The following is a 25723-nucleotide window of genomic DNA, read 5'->3' as shown; positions in this document are numbered from 1 at the left end:
CGGGCTGCTACTGCCCGGTCCCGCCCGCCTGCGCCGCGCGGGAGACGACGTGGTCGACGAAACCGTATTCGAGTGCCTGCTTCGCGGTGAACCAGCGGTCACGATCCGAATCGGCGGTGATCTGCTCGACCGTCTGACCGGTGTGCTCGGCGATCAGCTCGGCCATTTCGCGCTTGGTGTGCGCGAACTGCTCGGCCATGATCGCGATGTCACTGGCGGTACCACCGATTCCGGCGGACGGCTGGTGCATCATGATCCGCGCGTGCGGGAGGGCGTAGCGCTTGCCCTTGGCCCCGGCGGAGAGCAGGAACTGGCCCATCGACGCGGCCAGACCCATTCCGAACGTCGCGACGTCGCACTCGGCGAACTGCATCGTGTCGAAGATCGCCATACCGGCGCTGACCGACCCGCCGGGCGAGTTGATGTAGAGGGAGATGTCCCGGCTGGGATCCTCTGCCGACAACAGCAGGATCTGAGCGCACAGCTTGTTCGCGATGTCGTCGTCGACCTGGGTACCGAGGAAGATGATGCGCTCGCGCAGCAGGCGTTCGTACACCGAGTCGCTGAGGTTCAACCCAGCGGTGGCTGAAGTCATGGCGGGACTCTGCAAAGTCTCCAGGTGATTGGAAGTCACGGTACCTGCCTTCTCCGTAAATCGTTGATTGCTGACACAGACACTAACGAAGGAGGGCGGCACCGGAGTCCCGGTGCCGCCCTACTTCGCTCAAAGCGGAAAACAACTCACAGCCGAACGCGAGAAAAACATCCCGCGACCAGCATTACTTCTGGTCTTCGCTCTCGGTGGAATCCGACGCAGCCTCGTCCGTGGACGCAGCCTCCTCGGCCTCGGCCTCACCGTTGCCGAACAGTTCGGCGGTGTCGACAGCGGCACCCGAGGTGTCGGTGACGGTGGCCTGCTCGACGACACCGGCGAGAGCCTTGCCGCGACGCACGTCCGCGAAGACGGCGCCGAGCTGACCGGCCTGCTGAATCTGCTGGATGAACTGCTCGGGCGCCATGCCGTAGCGCTGCGCCTGGAACAGGATGCGCTCGGTGAGCTCGTCCTGGCCGACGGTGACGTCGGAGGCGTCGGCGATGGCGTCCAGCAGCAGCTGGGTCTTCACCGAGCGCTCGGCGCTCTCCTTGGCGTCCTTGTCGAACTCTTCGCGGCTCGTGCCCTGCTCCTCGAGGAGCTTGTTCAGCGCTTCCTCGTCGTGATCGAGACCGTGCACGGCGTCGTGGAGTGCAGCGTCGACCTCGGCCTTGACGACAGCCTCGGGCAGCGGGACCTCGACGGTCTCCAGGAGGGTCTCGAGGACCTTGTCGCGGATCTGACCGGCCTGCTCGACCTTGCGAACGCGTCCGACGCGCTCACGCAGGTCGGCCTTCAGCTCGTCGAGGGTGTCGAACTCGCTTGCCAGCTGAGCGAACTCGTCGTCCTCGGCGGGCAGCTCGCGCTCCTTGACGGTGCCGACGGTGACGGTGACGACAGCTTCCTTGCCCGCGTGGTCACCGGCGACGAGCGTCGAGGTGAACTCCTTGGACTCGCCGGCCTTGACGCCGACGACGGCCTCGTCGAGGCCCTCGATGAGCTGACCCGAACCGACCTCGTGCGACAGACCGCTCGCGGTGGCCTCGGGAACGGCCTCACCGTCGACGGTGGCCGACAGGTCGATGGAGATGAAGTCTCCGTCCTCGACCGCACGCTCGACTCCGGTGAGGGTGCCGAAGCGCTGACGCAGCGACAGCAGCTGCTCCTCGACGGCCTCGTCGGTGATCTCGATCGGATCGACGGTGACGCTCAGCTCGCTGTAGTCGGGCAGCGTGATCTCGGGACGGACGTCGACCTCGGCGGTGAACTCGAGGAGCTCGCCGTCCTCGATCTTCGTGATCTCGATCTCGGGCTGACCGATCGCCTTCACCGAGGCGCTGGTGACGGCCTCGGAGTAGCGGGACGGGAGTGCGTCGTTGACGACCTGCTCCAGGACTGCGCCACGACCGACACGGGCTTCGAGCAACTTGGCCGGTGCCTTGCCCGGACGGAAGCCGGGGAGACGGATCTGTTGCGCGAGGGCCTTGTAGGCCTTGTCGAAATCAGGCTTGAGCTCCTCGAAGGGCACCTCAACGTTGATACGGACTCGCGTCGGGCTGAGCTGCTCGACGGTGCTCTTCACGGACTGGCTCCTTCGTGTGGTCGTGCTTTTTCGGTGCGGCAGTTGCCTGCCCTGTGGTTCTGGTCGGGGTGACAGGATTTGAACCTGCGACCCTCCGCTCCCAAAGCGGATGCGCTACCAAGCTGCGCTACACCCCGGTCGAAGCCGGCTCTCGCCAACCTCGCGAGGACCCGAGGAAGAATCCTACGGCCCCCCGATTATGAAATCCAAAGCGAGGTTGGGTACAGTCACTCATCGCAGACGACATGCATGGCGATCCCAGGTTGTCGTATGCACGGGGATGTAGCTCAATGGTAGAGCCTCAGTCTTCCAAACTGATTACGCGGGTTCGATTCCCGTCATCCCCTCCACACAGGAGCGTTCCCACCCCAGGGAACGCTCCTTTTTTGTCGCGCACGGGCGGTCGCGGACGCCTCGGCTGCTATGACATGCGTCACAGGCGCACGAGACGCGCCCGCGCCTCTCTTCTGCGGACCGCTCCCCCGTTCGCCGAGCGCGTAAGCACGATTTCGGTCAGTACTCTGGGAGATGTCTGATTTGTCCCCTACTCGTGGATGTTGCAGCCCCGCAGCCGGCGGTCCGCGAGAACTCCGGAGGCCCACCGTGGAACTGCTACTCATTCTCGTGATCGTGGCGGCGGTCGCCTTCCTGGTGGTGAGGAGCCGCAACAACCGCGCCGGGCAGACCGCGAACCAGCTCGAGGACGCCAAGGCGGACGCTCGCCAGGCCATCGAACGGCTCGGCGGACAGGTGTACAGCCTCACCGGGTCCGACACCGCCTCGCAGCAGGCACTCGCCGACGCGTCCGAGCGGTACACCGCGGCGGGCTCCCAGATCGATCAGGCCACGACGCCCGTCCAGGCGCGTCTCGCCAAGCAGACGGCGCTCGAGGGTCTCTACTACATCCGCGCCGCCCGGACGGCCATGGGCATGGACCCCGGCCCGGAGATTCCGTCGATCGACGGCCAGAAGTCCGCGGGAGCGGTCACCGAGGACCGTGAGGTCGAGTTCGAGGGGCGGCAGGTCGCGGCGTCGCCGAACCCGTCGTCGAAGACCCCGAACTACTACCCCGGTGGCCGTGTCGCGGGACGCCCGGTTCCCGCCGGCTGGTACTCGGAGCCGTGGTGGAAGCCCGCTCTCGTCGCAGGCGCGTGGGGCCTGGGCTCGATGTTCCTGTTCTCGGCGATGTTCTCGGGGATGGCCGGAGTGGGGTACGACGCGCAGGGCTTCGAGAGCGGAGCGGGCGACGCGTCCCAGGACACCGGTGACGCGGGTGCGGACGGCGGTGGCGACGGCGGTGACGCAGGCGCAGACGGCGGCGGCGACATGGGCGGGGACGCCGGTGGCGACGGCGGCGGATTCGACTTCGGCGGCGGCGGAGACGGCGGCGGGTTCGACTTCGGCGGCGGGTTCGACTTCTAGCCGGCCGTCAGGAGGGCTGGCAGCTCGGGCACCAGAAGAGGTTGCGGCCCTTCATGACCGAGTGGGTGACCGGGGTGCCGCAGATCCGGCACGGTGATCCCGCCCGCCGGTAGACGTACGTCCGGGGACGGTCCTTGGCATACGCCGGATCGCCGTGATCGTCCTCGGGACGGACGACGTGCATCTTGCCGCGGCGGACCCCGACCTTCATCAGGGCGACGAGGTCGGCCCACAGCGCGTCCCACTCGGCACGGGACAGCGCACGGCCGGGCCTGTCGGGGTTGATGCCGTGCCGGAACAGGACCTCCGCCCGGTACACGTTGCCGATGCCGGCGATCACGGCCTGATCCATCAGCAGTGCCCCGATCGGGGTCTTCGACGCCGAGATGCGCTTCCACGCCTTGTCGGGGTCGGCGTCCGTGCGGAGCGGGTCCGGCCCCAGCCGCGCCTCGATGGCGGCGACCTGCGGCGGATGGAGAACCTCGCAGGCCGTCGGACCGCGGAGGTCGGTGCCGAATTCGGCGCCGACCATCCGCATCCTGACCTGCCCGACCGGCGGTTCCATCGGTACGGCCGATTCCGTGAACGCTCCGTACAGTCCCAGGTGGACGTGCACGACCAGTCCCGACTCGTAGTGATGCCACAGGTGTTTACCCCAGGCCTCGGACCTGACGAGAACGCGGCCGTCGACGAGCGCCGCGTCCTCGGAAAATCTGCCCTGCGGGCTCAGCACCCGCACCGGCGCACCGGCGAACCGGCGTTGGTGTAGCCGGGCCAGCCGGTGCAGGGTGTGACCTTCGGGCAAGGGCGATCAGGCCTCGGGCAGGGCGGGGGCGACGCCGGTCTTCTCGAACTCGGACAGGATGTCGATGCGGCGCTGGTGGCGCTCCTCGTTCGACCACTCGGCGGCGAGGAACGCGTCCACGATCGCGAGGGACTCCTCGAGGGAGTGCATGCGCCCGCCGAGGCCGATCAGCTGAGCCTTGTTGTGCTGGCGGGCCAGCTGCGCGGTCTCGACGCTCCACGCCAGGGCACACCGCGCACCCTTCACCTTGTTCGCGGCGATCTGCTCACCGTTGCCGCTGCCGCCCAGCACGATGCCGAGGCTGCCCTCGTCGGCGACGACACGACGGGCCGTCTCGATGCAGAAGGCGGGGTAGTCGTCGAGGGCGTCGTAGACGTGAGCGCCGCAGTCGACGGTCTCGTGGCCCGCGGCCTTCAGGTGTTCGATGATCTCGTTCTTACGTTCGAATCCGGCATGGTCGGCACCCAGGTATACGCGCATGACTGGTGATTCTGTCAGGCGTCGTCGCGAATCGTGTCAGGGGCCCGGGACGCTTATCGTGATCAGCATGTATCCCGACAACGGACAGAACTGGGGACAGTCGTATCCGGGACATCGGCCGGTCTCCGCGCAGCACCAGTGGGGCGTCGGGACGGGATGGAATCCTCCGGTCCCGTTGCCGGGCCTCATGCCGAACGACCGGCCCGCCCGGCACTCGTGGGAGATCCCGCTGCTCGTGGTGGCCATCGTTCTCACCGTCGTCGCCTACGTGGCGGCGATCGCGGCGCTCTTCCTCGGCGTGGTGTCCACGTGGGTGCTCATCGTGCTGGTCGCGCCGATCCTCATCGCCGTCGGCCGCGGCCAGCTCTACGGCTCGCAGCAGGTGAACGGGATCAAGATGACACCCACCCAGTTCCCCGACGGGTACCGGATGGTGGCCGAGGCGGCCGCACGGTTCGGGATGACCGAACCACCCGACGCGTACGTCGTGCTCGGGAACGGCCGGATCAACGCGTTCGCGTCCGGACACGGCTTCCGCCGGTTCGTCGTGGTGTACAGCGATCTGTTCGAGATCGGCGGCGAGGCCCGCGAGCCCGATGCCCTCGCCTTCATCATCGGCCACGAGGTCGGTCACATCGCGGCCGGCCACGCCTCCTACTGGCGGCAACTGGGACAGTTCGCCGCCAACTACATTCCCGTCGTCGGGTCGGCGCTGTTCCGTTCGATGGAATACACCGCGGACAACCACGGCTACTGCGTCCGGCCCCAGGGCGCCCGCGGCGCGATGGGCGTTCTCGGCGCCGGCAAATATCTCGTGAGCATCGTCGGATTCGACGAACTCGCCGACCGGGCCACCACCGAACGCGGGTTCTTCCCGTGGTTCGTGAATCTGCTGTCGGGACATCCGGTGCTCACCTGGCGTGCCGCCGCCCTGCGGAACAGGACCCGGCACGGTCACCTGTTCGTGAAACCCGGCCAGATCTACCGCGATCCGCAGCAACTGCAGTACGCGGCCGACCCGGCCGGGCCCGTCACTCGGTGACCGTGCCCAGGATCGGGGCGGGGCTCAGTCGAACTGGGGGTCCTCGGTCCGGGTGCGCTTGAGCTCGAAGAAGTGCGGGTAGCCGGCCAGTGCGACCGCACCGTCCCACACCTTCCCCGCGTCCTCGCCGCGGGGAATGCGCGACAGGACCGGGCCGAAGAACGCGACACCGTTGACGTGGATCGTCGGGGTTCCGACGTCCGGTCCGACGGCATCCATGCCTGCGGCGTGACTCTCGCGCAGTGCGGCGTCGTACTCCTCCGATTCGGCGGCCTCGGCCAGTTCGGCCGGCAGCCCGACCTCGGCGAGCGACTTGACGATCACGTCGCCGAAGTCCTTGTTGCCCTCGTTGTGGATGAGCGTGCCCATCGCCGTGTACAGCGGCAGCAGGATCTCGTCACCGTGCTTCTGCGCGGCCGCGATCAGCACCCGCACCGGCCCCCACGCCTTGGTCATGAGCTCGCGGTATTCCTCCGGCAGATCCCGACCCTCGTTGAGAACGGCCAGGCTCATCACATGGAAGTTCGCCTGCAGGTCGCGCACCTGCGTGGCCTCGAGGATCCATCGCGACGTGATCCAGCACCACGGGCACAGTGGGTCGAACCAGAAATCAGCGACGTCCTTGGCGGTCCCGGCGTTCGTCCCAGCACTCACGTGATGCTCCTTCTCGGTGATGTACACATTCCCGTCCAGTCAACACCTCCCTGCCGGGAATCCTTCCCGGAGACCCGGCTCGCGGCAGTAGGGTCGAGAGTGGTCGACCGGAAGGGAGCATCCTCACATGTCCTCCACTCGCACGTTCGTCGTCGTCGGCGGCGGCCTCGCCGGAGCAAAAACGGCAGAAGCATTGCGTGACAAGGATTTCGACGGTTCGATCATCCTCCTGTCGGAGGAGGAACATCTTCCCTACGAGCGACCTCCGCTGTCGAAGGAACACTTCGCAGGCAAGAAGGCTCTCGGCGACTTCACCGTCCATCACGGCGACTGGTACCGCGACCATCACGTGGATCTGCGGCTCGGCACCACCGCCACCGCCCTCGACCTCACCGCCCACACCGTGACGCTGCCGGACGGTTCCACCCTGGGCTACGACAAGCTCGCCCTCGCGACCGGTTCGCGCTCGCGCCGCCCACCGATCTCCGGGTCCGACGCCGAGGGCGTCCACTACCTCCGCACCATCGACGAATCGGACAAGCTCATCGAGGCGGTCGCCGGTGGCCGACGACTCGTGGTGATCGGCGCCGGCTGGATCGGCCTCGAGGTGGGGGCCTCCGCACGGGAGAAGGGCGCCGACGTGACGGTGGTGGAAGCCGCCGAAGTTCCGCTGCTCGGCTCCCTCGGCCCCGAGATCGGCTCGGTCTTCGCCGAACTCCACCGCGAGCACGGCGTTCAACTGCACCTCGGCGCCACGGTCGAGGAAATCGTCGTCGACGACGGCAAGGCCACCGGGGTTCGGCTGGGCGACAGCACCGTCCTTCCCGCCGACGCCGTCCTCGTCGCCGTCGGCGCGGCACCCAATATCGAGATCGCGGAGCGGGCCGGACTCGACGTCGACGGCGGCGTTCTCGTCGACGCCGGGTTGCAGACCAGCGACCCCGACGTCGTCGCGGTGGGCGATATCGCCGCGCAGTGGCATCCGCAGCTCGGCACCCGAATCCGGGTCGAGCACTGGGCTAATGCGCTCAACCAGCCGTCCGTGGCCGCCGCCACCATGCTCGGGCACGCGGCCGAATACGGGAACCTGCCCTACTTCTTCACCGACCAGTTCGATCTGGGCATGGAGTACGTGGGGTACGCCCCGCACGATTCGTACGACCGGGTGGTCGTGCGTGGCGATTTCGCCGCACGCGAGTTCCTGGCCTTCTGGCTCGACGCGGACAACCACGTCCTCGCCGGCATGAACGTCAACATCTGGGATGTCACCGATCAGATCAAGCAACTGGTGTCCTCGTCCGCCCCGGTCGATCCCGACCGCTTGGCCGACCCCGGGGTGCCGTTGACCGACCTGTCCGGTTAACACCCCGCTCCCACTCGTGATGGGATGGCAGCATCGAGTACGAGCACCGCCGCCGATCACGAGGAGACCTCTGTGGCCCCACCGAACCTGACCCGCGAACAGGCAGCCGAACGAGCCGGACTGCTGACCGTCGACAACTACCTGATCGAACTCGACCTCACCGACGGGACAGGTCAGCCCGGAGTCGAGACGACAATCCAGCCCGGAGTCGAGACGTTCTCCTCTCGCACCACCGTCACGTTCGGGGCCACCCCCGGCGCGTCCACGTTCGTCGACATCGTCGCGGCCCGTGTGCATTCGGCCACGCTGAACGGCTCCCCCGTCGACGTGTCGAACTACGACGAGTCCACCGGCATCACACTCACCGATCTCGCGGAACGCAACGAACTGGTGGTCGAGGCCGACTGCGCGTACTCGCACACCGGTGAAGGGCTACACCGCTTCGTGGACCCGACCGACGACGCGGTGTACCTGTACTCGCAGTTCGAGACCGCCGACGCCAAGCGCATGTTCGCCTGCTTCGACCAGCCCGACCTGAAGGCGACGTTCGACGTGCACGTCACGTCCCCCGCCGACTGGAAGGTGATCTCCAACTCCGCGACCGTCGAGACGGTGGCGCCGGAACCCGGCCGTCACATCTTCCGCACCACACCGAAGATGAGCACCTACCTCGTCGCGCTCATCGCCGGCCCGTACGCGGAGTGGACCGACAACTACTCCGACGAGCACGGCGACATTCCCCTCGCGATCTACTGCCGCGCCTCGCTCGGGAAACACATGGATTCCGAGCGCCTGTTCACGGAAACCAAGCAGGGCTTCGCGTTCTACCACCGCAATTTCGGCACCCCCTACGCGTTCGGGAAGTACGACCAGCTGTTCGTTCCCGAATTCAATGCGGGCGCAATGGAGAACGCCGGCGCCGTGACGTTCCTCGAGGACTACGTCTTCCGGTCCAAGGTGACCCGGGCGTCGTACGAGCGGCGCGCCGAGACCGTGCTGCACGAGATGGCGCACATGTGGTTCGGCGACCTCGTCACCATGCGCTGGTGGGACGACCTGTGGCTCAACGAGTCCTTCGCGACGTTCGCCTCCGTGCTCTGCCAGAGCGAGGCCACCGAATACACCAACGCCTGGACCACGTTCGCCAACGTCGAGAAGTCCTGGGCGTACCGGCAGGATCAGCTGCCGTCCACCCACCCCATCGCCGCCGACATCCCGGACCTCGCCGCGGTCGAGGTGAACTTCGACGGCATCACGTACGCGAAGGGCGCCTCCGTCCTCAAGCAGCTCGTCGCGTACGTCGGGCTCGACCCCTTCCTGTCCGGCCTGCGGGACTACTTCCGCGACCACGCCTTCGACAACGCCACGTTCGACGACCTCCTCGGTGCACTCGAGAAGTCTTCGGGCCGCGACCTGTCCGACTGGGGAGCCCAGTGGCTCAAGACCACCGGGCTCAACATCCTGCGTCCCGAATTCGACGTCGACGCGGACGGCAAGTTCACCCGGTTCGCCGTTCTGCAGTCCGGCGCCGCACCCGGTGCCGGTGAGCGACGGGTGCACCGCATCGCCGTCGGCGTGTACGACGACCGGGGCGGCAAGCTCGTGCGCACGAAGCGGGTGGAACTCGACCTCGACGCCACCGAACGCACCGACGTCACCGACCTCGTCGGTGTCGAACGCGGGCAGCTGATCCTCGTCAACGACGACGACCTCACGTACTGCTCGCTGCGGCTCGATCCCGACTCGCTTGCCACCGCCATCGACCGGATCGGCGACATCGACGAGCCGCTCCCCCGCACCCTGGTGTGGTCGGCGGCCTGGGAGATGACGCGTCAGGCCGAACTCAAGGCGCGAGACTTCGTCGCCCTCGTGCAGCGCGGCATCGGTGCCGAAACCGAGGTCGGCGTCGTCCAGCGACTGCTGATGCAGGCCCAGACCGCGCTGCACAGCTACGCCGAACCCGAGTGGGCCAAGGAACACGGCTGGCCGGACTTCGCGAACCGGCTCCTCGAACTGGCACGGGAAGCCGAGTCGAGTTCGGATCACCAGCTGGCGTTCGTCAACGCGCTGGCGGGCGCGCAGCTGTCGGCATGGCACACCGAGGTCCTGCAGGAACTGCTCGACGCCGCACCCGAAACGGTCGGGCTGCCGGGCCTCGTCGTCGACACGGACCTGCGCTGGCGTCTCGTCACCGCGCTCGCCGGGGCCGGTGAGATCGACGCCGAGGGCATCGAGACGCCGTTCATCGACGCCGAAGCCGAACGCGATCCCACCGCGGCTGGCGCTCGCAACGCCGCCGCGGCGGCCACCGTCCGCCCGCAGGCCGCGGTGAAGGAACAGGCCTGGAACCGGGTGGTCGGCGACGATTCCGTGCCGAACATCACCGCCCGCTCGATCATCGGCGCTTTCGCCGGTCACGGGCAGTCCGAGATCCTCGCACCGTACGTGACCCGCTACTTCGCGGACATCCCCGCGGTGTGGGAGCGGCGTTCGAGCGAGGTCGCGCAGACCGTCGTCGTGGGCCTGTACCCGTCGTGGTCGATCAGCGAGGAGTCCGTGGCGGCAGCCGACGAGTTCCTGGCCGGCGACCATCCCCCGGCACTGCGCCGCCTGGTGGTCGAGGGCCGGGCCGGCATCGTCCGGTCGCTCGCGGCCCGGAAGTTCGACGCGAGCTGATCGGTGGCCGATCCTGCCGGCCTAGTCCGGCAGGATCGGCACACTCACACCCTGATCCCGGCCCAGCAGCACCGCGCGGGTGACCGCCGAGGAGCCGAAGCGGTCGCGGAGGCTGTCGAGTGTGCTGTCGAGGGAACTGCTCGTGTACGGGTCGAAGGGCAGGGCGAGCTGTTGCGGGCAGTCGTCCTCGAGGTTGGCGACCGCGATCCCCACCAGGGTGATGCCCTTGGATTCGATCATCGGCCACGCGGTGCTCAGCAGGCCCCGGGCCGTAGTGAGGATCGTCTGCGTCTGAGCCGACGGCTGCGCGAGAGTGTGCGAACGCGTGACCCGGGTGAAGTCGTCGAACCGCAGCCGGAGCACCACCGTGCGCCCCACCCGCTTGCCGCGGCGCAGCCTGCCCGCCACCCGGTCGACCAACGTCACCAGAGCGGCGTCCACGTCCTCCCTCGACTTCGGTCTGCGCCCCAGGGCGTGCTGCGCGCCGACGGATCTCCGCCTGCGCCCCACCTGCACGGGCCGCGGGTCGCGTGCCCAGGCGAGCGCGTGGAGGTGGTGGCCCGCCGCGGGTCCGACGATGGACACGAGCAGCTCTTCGGGATAGTGGGCGAGCTGGCCGACGGTGCCGATCCCGGCGTCGCGGAGCTTGACCGACGTCACCGCCCCGACACCCCACAGCCGTTCGACCGGCAGCGGATGGAGGAACTCGATCTCGCGGTCCGGCGGCACGTGCAACAGGCCGTCGGGTTTGCCCACTGCGCTGGCGACCTTGGCGAGGAACTTCGTTCGCGCGACCCCGACCGTGATCGGCAGCCCCACCTGCTCCCGCACGTCGCGGCGCAGGCGTGCCGCGATGTCGACCGGTGCGCCCGCGATCTTGCGGAGACCGGCGACGTCGAGGAAGGCCTCGTCGATCGACAGTCCCTCGACCAGGGGCGTCGTCCGGCCGAAGACCTCGAATACCGCCTTGCTCGCGGCCGCGTACGCCGACATCCGTGGCCGCACCACGACGGCGTGCGGGCACAGGCGCAGCGCCTGCGCACCGCTGCTGGCCGTGCGCACCCCGTACGCCTTCGCCTCGTAGCTCGCTGCCAGCACGACGCCGCCGCCGACGATCACCGGACGACCCCGCAGACCGGGGTCGTCCCGCTGCTCCACCGAGGCGTAGAACGCATCGAGGTCGGCGTGCAGGATGGTCGCCTCGGCGCCACTCGAGATGCGCGGGCGCGGCGAATCGGACACGAACATATGTTCGCATCGACCACCGACAGTCCGGGAGCGTCTCGTCTCGTGCGACGAAGACGCGCGCCGACCGGCCTGGTCGATCGTCGACGGCCCCTACCGGCATCACCATGCGTCCGCCCAGGTCAGCGACGACGGCAACGGCGCGACCGTGTTCGTCTGGATCGCGGACATCCTGCCCGCGAGTCTCGCGGACTGGACCGCGCGGATGATGGAACTCGGCATCGACGCCGTCCGGCGGACGCTCGAGAGCGGCGACCGCGTCGTCGGCACCCGGTGAGACACCGACGGCCCGATCCGGTTCAGGAGGACTGAGCCGGATCGGGCCGCGCGGACGCTGATCTGTGCAGGTTTACGGCGAGGCGATTGCCGCGCTCATCACGCGGATGGCACTCACGAGACCGTCGATGAGGTCGCCGTCGCCGAACGAGGACACGGCGGCGGTGGCACCGAGCTGGGCGACCCGGTCGGTGACCCGGTTGGCCACGGCCCGGCCGCTGCGGATCTCGACCGTCCGCTGGTTGGGCGAGACCGCGATGAGCACGGACCGTTCCGCCTCGGGCGTCGTCGGGAACAGCGCGTCGGCGCCGGCTGCGGTGTCGGCGCCGAGGTCACCGATGTACGCGTTGAAGCGCACCTTCGTCTTGCGGGTGCCTTCGGTGAGGGCATCGTCGAGGCGGACGAGTTCGTCCGTCGTGAACGGCAGGTCGTCGGTGAACGGCTCACCGACACGGTGCACGCCCGAGATGCGACCACTGGAGGTCACGACGCTGCCGACAGGCAGATTGTCCGCGGATACCGCGGACGCGGGAATCAGGTCACCACTTGCCACTTGCCGAGCCTCCAATCAGGTCTGCCGAACCGGCGTGCGCGCCGTGGTGTCCGCCGTGATGACCGTGCGTGGTCACCTCGTCGACGGCGCTCCACAGCACCGGCGCGTGCGTCCATTCCTCACCGAGGTGGAACGCGGGCGGCACGGGGCCCGGCGTCTTCTTGCCGACGAACGACATCCCCGCGAAGAAGGCGGTGATCAACGCCGGAATTCCTACGAATATCAGCACTGTCTCGAGAATGCTCACAACGCAAACGGTAGCCCAGAACCGTGCGAGGGGAAGCGTCAGGGCCGAACTTCGCGAAGGGGACGCGCGGAACGCTCAGGCGGCACCTTCACCGAGGTAGGGCATCCACGACGGGTGCAGGTCCTTGGTGGACGCCAGGAGTCGCCAGTGCGGCCCCGACGGAGGCACCAGAGACGCCCGGAGCGTCCAGCCGAGTTCGCTCAGCAACTTGTCCGCTTTGCGGTGGTTGCAGGGTGCGCAGCAGGCCACGCAGTTCTCCCACGAATGCTCGCCGCCGCGACTGCGGGGAACCACGTGATCGACGGTCTCGGCCTTGGCGCCGCAATAGGCGCATCGGAACCGGTCCCGGTGCATGAGGGCTGCGCGGGTCATCGGAACGCGGGCGCGATACGGCACGCGCACATAGTTCCGGAGGCGGATCACGGACGGCACCTGCACGGCCCACTGCTCGGAGTGGACGACCGGGGCCTGGGGATCCTCGTGGACGGTATCGGCCTTACCGCAGGTCATCAACACCACGGCGCGGCGGGCAGGAAGGGCGGTGAGCGGCTCGTAGGTGACATTCAGAAGAAGCACCCGGCGCTTGATCCAGAGCGGAACCGCATTCTCGCCCGGGAAAGAAGGCTCTGCGCTGTGCGCGGAGCCTTCGGTGATCACTTGTAAAGCAAACGCCCCTGAAACCCCGGCACTCCGGGCATCAGTGGGCACGAGTTGTCGGTGCGCGCGGGCGCTGTGTCGATTCTTCATGCGACCTCCGGGAGATTGCCACCAAGTGCACCATGAATTGCCAGCTCGTGCACGTCCATTTCCGACAAAAATGCAGGACATTCGGTGAACAGACGGTGACGAAGACCGTTCGCGCCCGCACGTGCACAATGGAAGGCGCCATGACTGACGTGCAGCAGACCTTCTACGAGGCGGTGGGCGGAGCGGAGACGTTCCGCAAACTCACCGCGCGCTTCTACGAGGAAGTCGCCAAGGACGACATCGTGCGACCCCTCTACCCCGAGGAAGATCTGGGTCCGGCCGAGCGCCGGATGCGGATGTTCCTCGAGCAGTACTGGGGCGGACCGCACACCTATTCGGACGAGCGCGGCCACCCACGACTGCGGCTGCGTCACCAGCCGTTCAAGATCGGCCCGATCGAGCGGGACGCCTGGCTGCGGTGCATGCACACGGCCATCGCGTCGATCGACTCCGGCACCCTCGACGACGCCCACCGCAAGGCTCTCACCGAGTACATGGACATGGCCGCCGCGTCGATGGTGAACTCCGCCTTCTGAAACCGCCCCGCGCCGATTACGCCGGTCGAGTCGTGGTGCGGGCGATCGTTTGGCACGATGGGCGTTTGTGAGCACTCCCGCCGAAACGTCCGCCGACGACACGCAGCCGGCACCCTGGTGGTCCGACGCCGTCTTCTACCAGATCTATCCCCGCTCGTTCGCCGACGCGAACGGTGACGGTGTCGGCGACCTCCACGGAGTGCGGGACAAGCTGGGATACCTCGAACTGCTCGGTGTCGACGCCCTCTGGCTGAGCCCGGTCATGCGCTCCCCCATGGCCGATCACGGTTACGACGTGTCCGATCCCCGTGACATCGACCCGCTGTTCGGTGACCTCGCGACCATGGACGAGTTGATCGAGGCCGCGCACGCGCGGCAGATCAAGGTGACGATGGATCTGGTGCCCAATCACACCAGCGTCGAGCACGAATGGTTCCGCGCCGCCCTGGCGTCGCCGCCCGGCAGTCCCGAACGGGACCGGTACATCTTCCGCGACGGTCGCGGTGAGGACGGCGCGGAGCCGCCCAACAACTGGCCGAGCATCTTCGGCGGGCCGGCGTGGACGCGGATCACCGAGGCCGACGGCAAGCCCGGCCAGTGGTATCTGCACATCTTCGCGGCGGAGCAGCCCGACCTGAACTGGGACAACCCGGAGGTCGTCGACGATCTCACGAAGACGCTCCGGTTCTGGCTGGACCGGGGCGTCGACGGATTCCGCATCGACGTCGCGCACGGCATGGCCAAGCCGGAAGGTCTGCCGGACCACGACTGGTCCGCCAACGAACTGCTGCAGAACTCGGATGACGATCCGCGGTTCGACAACCCCGCGGTCCACGACATCCACCGCGGCATCCGCAAGGTGCTCGACGAGTACCCGGGCACGATGGCCGTCGGGGAGATCTGGGTTCGCGACAACGAACGCTTCGGCGAGTACATCCGGCCCGACGAACTGCACCTCGGGTTCAACTTCCGGCTGGCCGAGGCCGAGTTCTCGGCGGAGACGGTGCGGGAGGCGATCGAGAACTCCCTGACCGCCGTCGACCAGGTGGGCGGGACACCCACCTGGACCCTGTCGAACCACGACGTCGAACGGGAAGTCACCCGGTACGGCGGCGGCGAGATCGGCACGGCACGCGCCCGGGCCATGATCCTCGTCGAACTGGCGTTGCCGGGTGCGGCGTTCCTGTACAACGGTGCCGAACTCGGCCTGCCCAACGTCGACCTCCCCGATTCGGCGTTGCAGGATCCGGTGTGGGAACGGTCCGGTCACACCGAACGCGGCCGCGACGGCTGCCGGGTGCCCGTGCCGTGGGAGGGCACCGAACCACCGTTCGGGTTCAGCACCGGCGAGCCCTGGCTGCCGATGCCCCCCGAGTGGGCGGACCTCACCGTCGAGGCGCAACTCGAGGACGTCACGTCGACGCTGTCGCTGTACCGGGCCGCACTCGAACTGCGCTCGCTGCGTCCGGAGTTCTCCGGTCCCGGGGTCGACTGGTACGGGAGCCCCGCGGGCTGCTTCGCCTTCCGCAGGCGCGGCGGGCTGATCTGCGCCCTCAACGCCACCGACGCGCCGATCTCGCTGCCACCCGGTGAGGTGCTGCTCAGCAGCGCGCCGCTCGTCGAGGGGCAGCTCCCACCGAACGCGGCTGCGTGGCTCATCTGACCCGCACTCCCGCAGTTGCGGCGGTCGTCGCCGCATCGATCCTGTTCGCCACCACGGGAACCGCGCAGGCCCTCGCATCCCGCTCCCTCGGATACGACCTCGACCCGCTGGCCGTCGGCTCGGCCCGGGTCGTGGCCGCGGGCGCGCTCCTCGCGGCGTTCGCGGCGCTGCGCGGCGGACTCGGGTTCGGTGACGGCTCCGGGATTCGCCGCTATGCGTCCGCCGTGTGGGGCGGGATCGGGGTCGCGGCGTACCAACTCGGATTCTTCACTGGCGTGCAGAGCGCCGGGGTGGCCGCAGGAACCATGATCGCGCTGGGATCGGGACCCGCGTTCACCGGCGCGCTGCAATGGGCGGTGCACCGGCACCGCCCCGGCCCGGTGTGGGCCGTGTCCACCGTCATCGCCGTCGCCGGCATGGCGTTGATCGTGGCGGGCACGACCGGCGGCTCCGACTCGTCCGGGATCCTCGCGGGTGCACTGCCTGCGCTGATCGCCGGTCTCGGATACGCCGCCTACACGGTTGCCGGGTCGTCTCTGCTCGCAGCGGGTGCGAGCCCCGAGGCGGCGATGGGGCAGATGTTCGGTCTCGGTGGACTGTTCCTGATCCCCGTGCTCGTCGCGACCTGGCCCGGCGGCCTCGACACCGGAGCGGGCGCTGCGGCCGCCGTGTATCTGGCGATCGTCCCGACCGTGCTGGCGTATCTCCTGTTCGCCGCCGGTCTGCGGCGGCTGCCACCCGCGACGGTCGCGACGCTGACCCTCACCGAACCGGTGGTCGCGGCACTGCTCGGGACCGCGGTGCTCGGCGAGCAGCTGACCCTGGTCGCGGGGCTGGGCATGGCGGCCGTCGTCGCGTCGCTCGCCGTGCTGGCCACCAGCACGCTGCGGTCCGGCTGACGGCGCGCTACCGCGCGACCGACAACGCAATCCCCCCACCGCGGTGCCGGTAGATCGACCCGAACCGGGCGTCCACCCGCAGCCACGACGCGGTGGCACGCACCCGGACCAGTTCGGAGGCGTCGATGCGCTCGAGGTCGATGTCGGCGGTCAGCCGATCCGAGCCCGCGTGCGGAACGAACCCCATCGCGGTGAGAGCAAACACCACCCGCATCGGGATGCCGACCGTGTGCTCCGAGCCCGCCACCTGCAGGACTTCCTGGTCGAGGAGCGATGCGGGCGGGCCGTGGCCGCTGCCGTGCTCCTGCGCCAGGGCCGCACCGCGCTGCGCGAGGTCGACGAGGACACGCGCCGGGACGTCGTCGACGTGAACGAAGCCCTCCGTCGGAGGCAGCGCGCCCCGCCACGCCGAATCCATCGAGAACCCCGGATCGATGTCGGCTGCGGTCGCGGCTTCGAGAGCGGCGAGCAGTTGGTCGCCGGCAGCCGACGTGTCGTCGGGGGTGATGGTCCCCGCGACCGTGCGCACCGCCAGCGCGTCGAAACCGGTCGCCGCCCAGATCGTCAGCCGGCCGGGTCCGCGTTGACGCAGACGCACCACCGTCGACTCGTCCAACCGGACCACCCGGGTGAGGAACGTGGCGAGATCACCGCGCTCCGTGGCGTCCGGGATCGACAGGACGCGCTCATACACGCTGCCAGCTCTCCAGGTACGCCCGCTCGACGTCGGTGATTCTGCGCAGGCGCTGGGTGTCGATGTCGAACGCCGCGATCTGCGTCGACGCGATGATGGACGGCGCGACCGAAACGTCGACGCCCTTCGGGCGTACCTCGTAGTTGATCGTGAAATCGACGGCGCGCACCTTTTCCACCCACATCAGGACGTCGAGCGGTGAATCGCTGTGCCGGAGTTGCCCGCGGTAGCGCACATGGAGGTCCGCGATGACCGCGCCGTCACGCAACGTGACGGTCGGACGGTCGTCCTCGAACAGCCAGGGAATCCGCGCCTCCTCCAGCAACGTCACCATCCGTGCGTGGTTGATGTGCTGGAAGACGTCCATGTCCGACCATCGAACTTCGACCTCCGCGTGAAAACCCTCTCTCAACGTCATACCTCCGATCGGGTGCCCATACCTCGCACCATGCTGCGTACCTGACGCGCCGCCACCGAGAGCGTCGCGAGATCAAGGGTCCCAGACTCGAATATTTCGGTGAGAGCGGACCTCGCCCTGGCCAGCCGGGACGCGTTCGTCGACTCCCAGTCGTCGATCTTCTCCTGCGGCGTCTCGTGAGGTTCACCACCCAGGAGCACCTCCATCGTGAGCTGACGCAGCGAACTGTAGAGGTCGTCGCGCAACGCGAGGCGGGCCAGCGAATGCCAGCGGTCACCCCGCGCGAGAGTGGACACGGCGCTCAGCAGCCAGTCGATGCCGAGGTGCGCGTCAAGCTCGTAGTACAGCTCGGCGACCTCGTCGATGTCGCGTTCGGCGATGTCGGCGATGTCGCTGATGTCGAGCAGACAGAACTTGTCCAGAAGCCGGAACACCTCGAACGCGAGGTCCTCGGGCGCGCCGCGGACGACGAGCGGCCGCGCCCGCGCCTCCACGTCGGCGAGCTGATGCCCCCGCACGAGCTGCGGCACCCTCGGCGAGAGTGCACGGAAGTCGGCCGAGTACCGGGCGATCTCGGCGCCCACGGCGAGGGGCTGAGGCCGATTGGTCAGGAACCAGCGGGACGCGCGGTCGAGAACCCGGCCGGACTCGAGAATCAGGTCGTCCTCGATGTCCGCCGCGATGTCCGCCGACCGGATCCTCGACCACAGCTCGGGCAGGGCAAAGATCTCGGTGACCGCCGCGTAGGCGCGGATGGCGTCGGTGCTGCTCGCACCCGCCTCGTCCGCCAACCGGTACGCGAACGTGATGCCGCCGTTGTCGATGGTCTCGTTCGCGAGCATCGTCGCCACGATCTGCCTGCGCAGAGGATGCGCCTTGATCGCCGTGCGGAACCGCTTGCGCAACACCGTCGGGAAGTACCGCGGCAGCCGCGGCGCGAACGTCTCGCTGTCGGGCAGGTCCGTCGCGAGGAGGTCGTCCTTGAGCGTGAGCTTCACGTGCGCGGTGAGGGTCGCGAGTTCCGGAGACGTCAGTCCCTGTCCGGCCTGCCTGCGTCGGGCGATCTCCTCGTCGGTGGGCAGGGCCTCGAGCTTCCGGTCGAGTCCGCGACGCGACGCCAGGTGCTCGATCTGCCGGCGATGCACGCTCAGCATCGGTGCCGCGCTGGTCCGGGAGACACCGAGGAGATTGTTCTGCGCGATGTTGTTCGCGAGCACGAGTTGGGCGACCTCGTCGGTCATCGACGCCAGCAGCGGATTGCGTTCCTCCCGCGGCAGTCCGCCGCTGCTCACCAGCGAGTCCAGCAGGATCTTGATGTTCACCTCGTGATCGGAGCAGTCGACGCCCGCGGAGTTGTCGATGGCGTCGGTGTTGATCCGGCCGCCGTTCTGGCTGTACTCGATCCGGCCGAGCGCCGTCACCCCGAGGTTGCCGCCCTCGCCGACCACCTTCGCCCGCACCTCGTTGCCGTCGACGCGCACGGAGTCGTTGCTCTTGTCGCCCACCATCGCGTTGGTCTCGGTGGACGCCTTGACGTACGTGCCGATGCCGCCGTTCCACAGCAGATCCACCGGGGCACGCAGGATCGCCCGGACCAGTTCCGGCGGGGAGAGTTCAGTAACGGCGTCGTCGAGTCCGAGCGCGGCACGCGCGGCGGCACTGATCGGGACCGATTTGCGGGTCCGGTCCCACACTCCCCCGCCCCCGCTGATGATGCTGGTGTCGTAGTCGGCCCACGACGACCGGGGCAGCGCGAACATCCGGGACCGCTCCGCGAAGGACCTGGCGGGGTCCGGATCGGGGTCGAGGAAGATGTGCCGGTGGTCGAACGCCGCCACCAGCCGGATGTGCCGGCTCAGGAGCATGCCGTTTCCGAACACGTCGCCGCTCATGTCGCCGACACCGACCGCGGCGAAGTCCTGGGTCTGGGTGTCGACCCCCATTTCCCGGAAGTGCCGTTTCACGCTCTCCCAGGCACCGCGCGCGGTGATGCCCATCCCCTTGTGGTCGTACCCGGCCGACCCGCCCGACGCGAACGCGTCGCCGAGCCAGAATTTGTACTGCTCCGCAACAGAATTGGCGAGGTCGGAGAATTTCGCGGTGCCCTTGTCCGCGGCCACGACGAGATACCGGTCGTCGCCGTCGCGCCGCACCACCCGGGCCGGGGGCACGATCTCCCCCGACACCTGATCGACGTTGTCGGTGAGGTCCAGGAGCCCGCAGATGAAGGTGCGGTAGCAGTCCTGGCCCGCCTCGAGAGCGGCGGCGCGGTCGGTCGCCGCGTCCCCCGAGGGTGTCGGCGGATTCTTGACGACGAAGCCGCCCTTTGCACCGACCGGGACGATCACCGCGTTCTTCACGGCTTGGGCCTTCGCCAACCCCAGGATCTCGGTGCGGAAATCCTCACGCCGGTCCGACCAGCGCAGCCCGCCGCGGGCGACGGACCCGAACCGCAGGTGCACACCCTCGACGTCGGGTGAGTACACGAAGATCTCGTACTTCGGGCGGGGCTTCGGCAGTTCCTGGATCGACGTCGGATCGAGCTTGATCGACAGGTACGTGGGCGGCTCCCCGGTCTCGCCGACGACGAAATAGTTGGTGCGCAGCGTCGACTTGATCAGCCCGAACAAACCGCGCAGGATGCGGTCCGCGTCGAGGCTGACCACGGCGTCGATGTACTCCCGCAGACGGGTGTCGAGTTCGGACACCAGATCGGGTGAGGGCGTCTCCGGATCGAACATCGCCTCGAACAACTCGACGAGTGTGTACGCCGAACGGGGATTCGCCAGCGCAACCCCCTCGATGTGGAACTGACTGTACGGAAAACCCGCCTGACGCAGGTACTTTGCATACGTCCGCAGGATCACGGCCTGCCGCCACGACACTCCCGCCCGCAGGATCAGCTCGTTGAACCGGTCGGCCTCCGCCCGCCCGAACCAGACCGCGGTGAAGGCATCCGTGAACCGTTCCTGAAGCTTCGGTGCGGCAGCGGACGCCTCCTCGGCCGCGAGTTCGGCATCCAGGTCGTCCTCCACCGAGGAGCGGAGCAACTCCGCGGGCACCGACAACCCGAAATCGTAGATCCAGCACGTCAACCCGTCCGGCCGCGGAATCAGATAGGGCCGTTCGTCGAGCACCTCCACACCCAGGCTCTGTAGCACCGGAAGCACCTGGCTCAGCGAAATACCGTCCCCGCCCACGTACAGGGTGAATCGCCAGTGCCCGACCTCCGCCCCGGGATCGCGGTAGAGCAGCAGATCGATGGAACCGTCTTCGAGCGCCTCCAGCCTCGCGAGATCCGACAACGCGCGTGTGGCGTCGAAATCCTCCTTGTACCCCTCGGGCAGGACGGCGGCATAACGCTGCGCCAGAACGGGATCCACACCTGTGGTCACCGGGAGGAGGTCGCCGAGATGGTCGTCCCAGCTGCGGCTCGCCTCGGCCAGCATGGCCTGGACCCGTTCGCGGTCGGCGTCCGAGAGGTCGAGCCGCGACCCCATCTGTTCGGCGCTCTTGCGGATCGTCACGTGCAGCAACGCCAGGTCGGACTCGGTGACGCGCGCGGTGTATTCCAAAGTGCCGCCGCCGAATTCCCGCAGCAGGATGTCCTGCATCGCGAGCCGGACCCGGGTGGTGTACCGGTCGCGGGGCAGATAGATCAGGCAGGAGACGAATCGCCCGAGGAAATCCTCGCGCACGAACAGACGCACCTGACGCCGGAGCCCGATGCTGTGCACGGCGGTCACCGTGTCGAACAGTGTGTCGGCGTCGCTCGAGAACAGCTCGGTACGCGGGAACGACTGGATGACCTCCAGCATCGCCTGCCCCGAATACGAGTTCAACTGGAACCCCGCACGGTCGATCACCTTGCGCACCCGGCGAGCGATCACGGGAATGTCGAGGACGTTCTCGTGCAGCGCCGTGACCGTGAAGACCCCGAGGAACCGGTGCTCACCGGTGATGTTGCCGTTCTCGTCGAGAATGCTCACGCCGACGAAGAACGGGTAGACCGAGCGGTGCACGGTCGCGGGGAACGAGCCCTGCGTGAGCACGAGCAGGGGACGGTCGGGGATCTCGGCGGCCGGCGGCAGACTCAGCGGGCCTTCGGTGACCGTGTCGGAGCGCAGCAGTCCGAGACCGCTGCCCGGCACCACCTGCAGGCTGCGGGCGCCGGAACTGTCCGGCTCCCCCAGTTCGAAGCGGCGGTAGCCGAGGGCCGCATAGTTGCCCTGCGACATCCACCGCAGCAGATCGGCACAGTCCTCCAGGTCGTCCTTCGACACGCCGGGACACGGTGTGGACGTCTCGAGTTCGTCGGCGAGTGTCCGCTCGAGCTTGCGCATGATGTCGGTGTCCCGGACCACCTGGCGCACGTCGGCGAGGACGGTGCCCACTTCCTTCTCGAGTGTGTCGAGAACCGCGGAGTCGGCACGTGGATCGAGTTGGACGTGAATCCACGACTCGGCGAGGCTGCCCTCGTCGGCATCCTTGGCCTTGTCTCCCATGAGGATTCCGCGCAGCGCACCGATCGGATCGCGCCGGACCGAGACGATGGGATGCACGAATTCGCTGATCCCGATGCCCAGGCGGTTCAGCAGCGCGGTGATCGATTCGACGAGCAGCGGCATGTCGTCCGTCACGATCTGCAGGGACGCACCGAGTTCGCGCCCGTCACCCGGGCGGTAGACCCGGGTGACCGCGCGCTCCGGCGGACGATGCAGGGCAAGTGTCAGATGTGCGCCGAGCACGGCCCCGGAGGCGCCGTTGACGGCGCTCTCGCTGTCACCGCGATCGACGTGACGGAAATACACGGCTGCGAGAGTCGGCACCTGAGACCGGAGACCTTCGGGCAGATTCCGCGCCCACTCCGCATCTTTCAGTGCTGCCGATTCCGTCATCGGGGCTCACTTCCTCTTCGTTCCGATCGCCGCGGGCAACTCTCTCGAGACTAGCCCGCGGCGATGGGAACAGAGGGTGAACTTCGGGCACCGCGCGCGCCGGATCCGTCAGCCGGTGGTCACCGGCGCGAGGTACCGCTCGAGCGCGTCCCGTTCCGCCTCGGAGAGCGGACGCGAACGTTCGGCCTTCGCGTCGAACGCCACCATCAGGGCGTCGCCCGTCGCGCAGCGAACCCCGTCGCGGTTCGTGACGACGTGCCGGATCGTGTACGACGAAGTGCCGACATGGAGCACCGACACGTCGATCGTCAGCGGACCGGAGGCATCGGTGACGGGACGCAGGAATTCCACGTCCATCTTGCGCACCACCGTGGCGCCCGCCCGGGCACCCACCGACTCCAGCTCCGACGACAGGAAATGCACACGTGCTTCCTGCATGTACTCGACGAAGCGGGTGTTGTTGACGTGACCCAGCCGGTCGGAGTCACCCCACCGGACCTGGATCTCGTACGTGAAGACCTTCGACTCCACCAAGGGTCAGTCCCTCGTGAGCTTGCGGTGCGTCACCCGGTGCGGACGCGCCGCGTCCGGTCCGAGCCGCTCGACCTTGTTGGCCTCGTAACCCTCGAAGTTGCCCTCGTACCAGTACCAGGCGGCTTCGTTGTCGCCGAAGCCGCCCTCCCACGCGAGGATGTGCGTGCAGGTGCGGTCGAGGAACCAGCGGTCGTGGGAGATCACGACGGCGCAGCCGGGGAACTGCTCGAGGGCGTTCTCCAGCGAACCGAGGGTCTCGACGTCGAGGTCGTTGGTCGGTTCGTCGAGCAGGATCAGGTTTCCGCCCTGCTTTAGAGTCATCGCGAGGTTCAGGCGGTTGCGCTCACCACCGGAGAGAACGCCCGCCGGCTTCTGCTGATCGTGGCCCTTGAACCCGAACGAGCTGATGTACGCGCGCGACGGCATCTCCGTCTGGCCGACCACGATGTGATCGAGACCGTCGGACACGACCTCCCACACCGTCTTGTCGGGGTTGATGCCCGTACGGTTCTGGTCGACGTAGCTGAGCTTGACGGTCTGACCGATCTTCACCTCACCGGCGTCCGGCTCCTCGAGCCCGACGATGGTCTTGAACAGCGTCGTCTTACCGACACCGTTGGGGCCGATCACGCCGACGATGCCGTTACGCGGCAGGGTGAACGACAGGTCCTTGATCAGAACCCGGCCGTCGAAGCCCTTGTCGAGGCTCGAAACCTCGACCACGACGTCGCCGAGACGCGGCGGCGCCGGGATCTGGATCTCGTCGAAGTCCAGCTTGCGGGTCTTCTCGGCTTCGTTGGCCATCTCCTCGTAGCGGTCGAGGCGGGCCTTGTTCTTGGCCTGACGGGCCTTCGCTCCCGAGCGGACCCAGGCCAGCTCCTCCTTGAGGCGCTTCTGCAGCTTCTGGTCCTTCTTGCCCGCGACCTCGAGCCTGGCGGCCTTCTGCTCCAGGTAGGTGGAGTAGTTGCCCTCGTAGGGGTACAGGCGGCCGCGGTCGACCTCACAGATCCACTGGGCGACGTGGTCGAGGAAGTACCGGTCGTGGGTGACGGCCAGGATCGCGCCCGGGTAGGCGGCCAGGTGCTGCTCCAGCCACAGGACGCTCTCCGCGTCGAGGTGGTTGGTCGGCTCGTCGAGCAGCAGCAGATCGGGCTTGCTGAGCAGGAGCTTGCAGAGGGCGACGCGGCGCTTCTCACCACCGGAGAGGTGAGTGACCATCTCCTCCGGCGGCGGACAGCGCAGAGCGTCCATCGCCTGCTCGAGCTGGGAATCGATCTCCCACGCGTCGGCATGGTCGAGCTTCTCCTGGAGCTCGCCCATCTCCTCCATCAGCTCGTCGGAGTAGTCGGTGGCCATCAGCTCGGCGATCTCGTTGTACCGCTTGAGCTGGACCATGGTTTCACCGAGGCCCTCTTCGACGTTCTCGCGAACGGTCTTGGTCTCGTCCAAGTGCGGTTCCTGCATGAGGATCCCGACGGTGGCACCCGGAGCGATGAACGCTTCACCGTTGCCCGGCTGATCCAGCCCCGCCATGATCTTGAGGATGCTGGACTTACCCGCGCCGTTCGGGCCGACCACACCGATCTTGGCGCCGGGGTAGAAGCTCATCGTGACGTCATCGAGGATGACCTTGTCACCGTGCGCCTTGCGCACCTTCTTCATCGTGTAAATGAACTCAGCCATGGGGCCAGCCTAATGGTGAAGTGCGATGAACCCACATCGCGGAGGGTCGGGGACGTGATCGGGGGCTTCGCAGGAAGAAGCCGCGGGCACCGGCGCCGCGGGCACGGGGTCGGCGCCGATACCCGCTGGTGCGCTACGCGACGAGGGACCGAGTGGCGACCTGTTCCGTCGCCGGGGTCGCCGCACCCCCGTCCGCGGTTCTGGGCGCGCGCTCGAGGACGACCGTGCAGCGGGCGAGATCCGGTCCGATCGCGGTCGCGCTCAGCTCCAGGTCGGAGCGGGCGATGCCGTCCCGCGTCGTGTACTCCGTGGTGCGCAACTCGCCGGTCACGATGACCGGATCCCCCTTCGCGATCGATTGGACGACGCCGGCCATCAGTCGCCGCCTGCAGGTCACCGTGAGGTAGAGCGTGCTCCCGTCGCGCCACTCGCCCGTCGTGTGATCGCGGCGCCGGACCGTGCTCGCCATCCGGAAATTGAGGAACTCGTCACCGGCCGCGTTCGACCGGGTGACCGGGCTGGTGATGACCGTTCCGACCACGGTGCCGTGTGTTTCGTACATTTCGCTCTACCCCCTGTGAGTGCGGCAAGGTGCCGTCACTCACAGCGTGCCGTCCGGATGGGAGATTGCCGGACGGCATCCGAAATCTGTGGAGAAATAGAGCGCTTGTGGAGAGAACGGCCGGCACGGCCGCCGAGCCTCCGAAGGTGTCG

23 protein-coding genes and 2 tRNA genes are annotated in these 25723 nt (G+C 67.9%); 9 read left to right on the top strand and 16 right to left on the bottom strand.

Features of this window, described 5'->3' with window-relative positions; translation table 11 throughout:
- Positions 1-7: 7 nt before the first annotated feature.
- The 3 genes from QM841_RS22065 to QM841_RS22055 all read right to left on the bottom strand — a co-directional run bounded on the left by QM841_RS22065 (position 8) and on the right by QM841_RS22055 (position 2311).
- A complete protein-coding gene (locus tag QM841_RS22065) occupies positions 8-595 on the bottom strand; it encodes an ATP-dependent Clp protease proteolytic subunit (protein ID WP_105417063.1) in 588 nt (195 codons plus the stop codon).
- A gap of 184 nt (positions 596-779) precedes the next feature.
- Positions 780-2174 (bottom strand): trigger factor, encoded by a 1395-nt coding sequence (gene tig, locus QM841_RS22060; RefSeq protein ID WP_283333580.1) that lies wholly within the window; start codon positions 2172-2174, stop codon positions 780-782.
- Positions 2175-2234: 60 nt separating this feature from the next.
- Positions 2235-2311: transfer RNA gene (locus tag QM841_RS22055), tRNA-Pro, on the bottom strand.
- 139 nt (positions 2312-2450) lie between these two features.
- On the opposite strand from QM841_RS22055, the gene QM841_RS22050 reads away from it, so the two are divergent.
- Together QM841_RS22050 and QM841_RS22045 are read left to right on the top strand one after the other, a co-directional pair.
- A tRNA-Gly gene (locus tag QM841_RS22050) sits at positions 2451-2524 on the top strand.
- A gap of 253 nt (positions 2525-2777) precedes the next feature.
- Positions 2778-3596 carry a hypothetical protein gene (locus tag QM841_RS22045; RefSeq protein ID WP_009474078.1) on the top strand — a complete coding sequence of 273 codons (819 nt, stop codon included), beginning with the start codon at positions 2778-2780 and terminating at the stop codon, positions 3594-3596.
- Between the two features lie 7 nt (positions 3597-3603).
- On the opposite strand, the gene QM841_RS22040 is transcribed toward QM841_RS22045, so the two are convergent.
- Positions 3604-4401, bottom strand: coding sequence for an Fpg/Nei family DNA glycosylase (locus QM841_RS22040; RefSeq protein ID WP_283333579.1), 798 nt, complete (start codon positions 4399-4401; stop codon positions 3604-3606).
- A gap of 6 nt (positions 4402-4407) precedes the next feature.
- Positions 4408-4881, bottom strand: coding sequence for a ribose-5-phosphate isomerase (locus QM841_RS22035; protein ID WP_283333578.1), 474 nt, complete (start codon positions 4879-4881; stop codon positions 4408-4410).
- A gap of 67 nt (positions 4882-4948) precedes the next feature.
- Between QM841_RS22035 and QM841_RS22030 the strand changes: the two genes are divergently transcribed.
- Positions 4949-5923, top strand: coding sequence for a M48 family metallopeptidase (locus QM841_RS22030; RefSeq protein WP_105417194.1), 975 nt, complete (start codon positions 4949-4951; stop codon positions 5921-5923).
- Between the two features lie 24 nt (positions 5924-5947).
- Here QM841_RS22030 and QM841_RS22025 read toward each other — a convergent pair whose 3' ends face one another.
- A complete protein-coding gene (locus tag QM841_RS22025; protein ID WP_283333577.1) occupies positions 5948-6577 on the bottom strand; it encodes a DsbA family protein in 630 nt (209 codons plus the stop codon).
- A gap of 127 nt (positions 6578-6704) precedes the next feature.
- Between QM841_RS22025 and QM841_RS22020 the strand changes: the two genes are divergently transcribed.
- Both QM841_RS22020 and pepN read left to right on the top strand, forming a co-directional pair.
- Positions 6705-7940, top strand: coding sequence for an NAD(P)/FAD-dependent oxidoreductase (locus QM841_RS22020; protein ID WP_283333576.1), 1236 nt, complete (start codon positions 6705-6707; stop codon positions 7938-7940).
- 72 nt (positions 7941-8012) lie between these two features.
- Positions 8013-10616 carry an aminopeptidase N gene (gene pepN, locus QM841_RS22015; protein WP_283333575.1) on the top strand — a complete coding sequence of 868 codons (2604 nt, stop codon included), beginning with the start codon at positions 8013-8015 and terminating at the stop codon, positions 10614-10616.
- Between the two features lie 21 nt (positions 10617-10637).
- Here pepN and dinB read toward each other — a convergent pair whose 3' ends face one another.
- Entirely contained in the window at positions 10638-11864 is a 1227-nt protein-coding gene (gene dinB, locus QM841_RS22010) for a DNA polymerase IV (protein ID WP_283333574.1), read from the bottom strand.
- Here dinB and QM841_RS22005 point away from each other — a divergent pair.
- On the top strand, positions 11833-12138 hold the full coding sequence (locus tag QM841_RS22005) for an SRPBCC family protein (protein WP_283333674.1): 306 nt from the start codon (positions 11833-11835) through the stop codon (positions 12136-12138). The genes dinB and QM841_RS22005 overlap by 32 nt on opposite strands.
- Positions 12139-12210: 72 nt before the next feature.
- Here the strand turns inward: QM841_RS22005 and QM841_RS22000 are convergent, their stop codons facing one another.
- The 3 genes from QM841_RS22000 to QM841_RS21990 all read right to left on the bottom strand — a co-directional run bounded on the left by QM841_RS22000 (position 12211) and on the right by QM841_RS21990 (position 13684).
- On the bottom strand, positions 12211-12690 hold the full coding sequence (locus tag QM841_RS22000; RefSeq protein WP_005264322.1) for a DUF5130 family protein: 480 nt from the start codon (positions 12688-12690) through the stop codon (positions 12211-12213).
- The gene (ctaJ, locus tag QM841_RS21995) at positions 12677-12937 is read right to left on the bottom strand and encodes an aa3-type cytochrome oxidase subunit CtaJ (protein ID WP_005248217.1); all 261 of its coding nucleotides are present in this window, start codon (positions 12935-12937) and stop codon (positions 12677-12679) included. The genes QM841_RS22000 and ctaJ overlap by 14 nt, the downstream gene beginning before the upstream one ends.
- A 75-nt stretch (positions 12938-13012) precedes the next feature.
- The gene (locus QM841_RS21990) at positions 13013-13684 is read right to left on the bottom strand and encodes an HNH endonuclease (protein ID WP_198602110.1); all 672 of its coding nucleotides are present in this window, start codon (positions 13682-13684) and stop codon (positions 13013-13015) included.
- Between the two features lie 140 nt (positions 13685-13824).
- Between QM841_RS21990 and QM841_RS21985 the strand changes: the two genes are divergently transcribed.
- The 3 genes from QM841_RS21985 to QM841_RS21975 all read left to right on the top strand — a co-directional run bounded on the left by QM841_RS21985 (position 13825) and on the right by QM841_RS21975 (position 16782).
- A complete protein-coding gene (locus QM841_RS21985; protein WP_029537133.1) occupies positions 13825-14220 on the top strand; it encodes a globin in 396 nt (131 codons plus the stop codon).
- Between the two features lie 67 nt (positions 14221-14287).
- A complete protein-coding gene (locus tag QM841_RS21980) occupies positions 14288-15883 on the top strand; it encodes a glycoside hydrolase family 13 protein (RefSeq protein WP_283333573.1) in 1596 nt (531 codons plus the stop codon).
- The gene (locus QM841_RS21975) at positions 15871-16782 is read left to right on the top strand and encodes a DMT family transporter (RefSeq protein ID WP_283333572.1); all 912 of its coding nucleotides are present in this window, start codon (positions 15871-15873) and stop codon (positions 16780-16782) included. Before QM841_RS21980 ends, QM841_RS21975 begins: the two co-directional genes overlap by 13 nt.
- 7 nt (positions 16783-16789) lie before the next feature.
- Here QM841_RS21975 and QM841_RS21970 read toward each other — a convergent pair whose 3' ends face one another.
- The 6 genes from QM841_RS21970 to QM841_RS21945 form a co-directional block, all read right to left on the bottom strand.
- On the bottom strand, positions 16790-17476 hold the full coding sequence (locus QM841_RS21970) for a DUF8010 domain-containing protein (protein WP_283333571.1): 687 nt from the start codon (positions 17474-17476) through the stop codon (positions 16790-16792).
- Complete coding sequence (locus QM841_RS21965; RefSeq protein WP_283333570.1) at positions 17469-17894, bottom strand: acyl-CoA thioesterase; 426 nt, start codon at positions 17892-17894, stop codon at positions 17469-17471. Before QM841_RS21965 ends, QM841_RS21970 begins: the two co-directional genes overlap by 8 nt.
- Positions 17891-22792, bottom strand: a complete 4902-nt coding sequence (locus tag QM841_RS21960) for an NAD-glutamate dehydrogenase (protein ID WP_283333569.1) — start codon at positions 22790-22792, stop codon at positions 17891-17893. The genes QM841_RS21965 and QM841_RS21960 overlap by 4 nt, the downstream gene beginning before the upstream one ends.
- 108 nt (positions 22793-22900) lie before the next feature.
- Positions 22901-23326 carry an acyl-CoA thioesterase gene (locus QM841_RS21955; RefSeq protein ID WP_280782332.1) on the bottom strand — a complete coding sequence of 142 codons (426 nt, stop codon included), beginning with the start codon at positions 23324-23326 and terminating at the stop codon, positions 22901-22903.
- A gap of 3 nt (positions 23327-23329) precedes the next feature.
- On the bottom strand, positions 23330-25009 hold the full coding sequence (gene ettA / locus QM841_RS21950) for an energy-dependent translational throttle protein EttA (protein WP_005248242.1): 1680 nt from the start codon (positions 25007-25009) through the stop codon (positions 23330-23332).
- 133 nt (positions 25010-25142) lie between these two features.
- Positions 25143-25571, bottom strand: a complete 429-nt coding sequence (locus QM841_RS21945; RefSeq protein ID WP_280782331.1) for a single-stranded DNA-binding protein — start codon at positions 25569-25571, stop codon at positions 25143-25145.
- Positions 25572-25723: the final 152 nt, after the last annotated feature.

The organism is Rhodococcus sp. IEGM 1307 (assembly GCF_030056915.1).
Lineage (GTDB): Bacteria > Actinomycetota > Actinomycetes > Mycobacteriales > Mycobacteriaceae > Rhodococcus_F > Rhodococcus_F opacus_D.
This window is presented reverse-complemented; position numbering and strand designations above follow the sequence as displayed.

What these genes read in the sequence shown, in the direction of transcription:
- QM841_RS22065 (WP_105417063.1), bottom strand. Translation starts at nt 595, where the DNA reads ATGACTTCAGCCACCGCTGGGTTGAACCTCAGCGACTCGGTGTACGAA.
- QM841_RS22035 (WP_283333578.1), bottom strand. Translation starts at nt 4,881, where the DNA reads ATGCGCGTATACCTGGGTGCCGACCATGCCGGATTCGAACGTAAGAAC.
- QM841_RS22030 (WP_105417194.1), top strand. Translation starts at nt 4,949, where the DNA reads ATGTATCCCGACAACGGACAGAACTGGGGACAGTCGTATCCGGGACAT.
- QM841_RS22020 (WP_283333576.1), top strand. Translation starts at nt 6,705, where the DNA reads ATGTCCTCCACTCGCACGTTCGTCGTCGTCGGCGGCGGCCTCGCCGGA.
- QM841_RS22005 (WP_283333674.1), top strand. Translation starts at nt 11,833, where the DNA reads ATGCGCGGGCGCGGCGAATCGGACACGAACATATGTTCGCATCGACCA.
- dinB (WP_283333574.1), bottom strand. Translation starts at nt 11,864, where the DNA reads ATGTTCGTGTCCGATTCGCCGCGCCCGCGCATCTCGAGTGGCGCCGAG.
- QM841_RS21990 (WP_198602110.1), bottom strand. Translation starts at nt 13,684, where the DNA reads ATGAAGAATCGACACAGCGCCCGCGCGCACCGACAACTCGTGCCCACT.
- QM841_RS21985 (WP_029537133.1), top strand. Translation starts at nt 13,825, where the DNA reads ATGACTGACGTGCAGCAGACCTTCTACGAGGCGGTGGGCGGAGCGGAG.
- QM841_RS21965 (WP_283333570.1), bottom strand. Translation starts at nt 17,894, where the DNA reads ATGACGTTGAGAGAGGGTTTTCACGCGGAGGTCGAAGTTCGATGGTCG.
- QM841_RS21960 (WP_283333569.1), bottom strand. Translation starts at nt 22,792, where the DNA reads ATGACGGAATCGGCAGCACTGAAAGATGCGGAGTGGGCGCGGAATCTG.
- ettA (WP_005248242.1), bottom strand. Translation starts at nt 25,009, where the DNA reads ATGGCTGAGTTCATTTACACGATGAAGAAGGTGCGCAAGGCGCACGGT.
- QM841_RS21945 (WP_280782331.1), bottom strand. Translation starts at nt 25,571, where the DNA reads ATGTACGAAACACACGGCACCGTGGTCGGAACGGTCATCACCAGCCCG.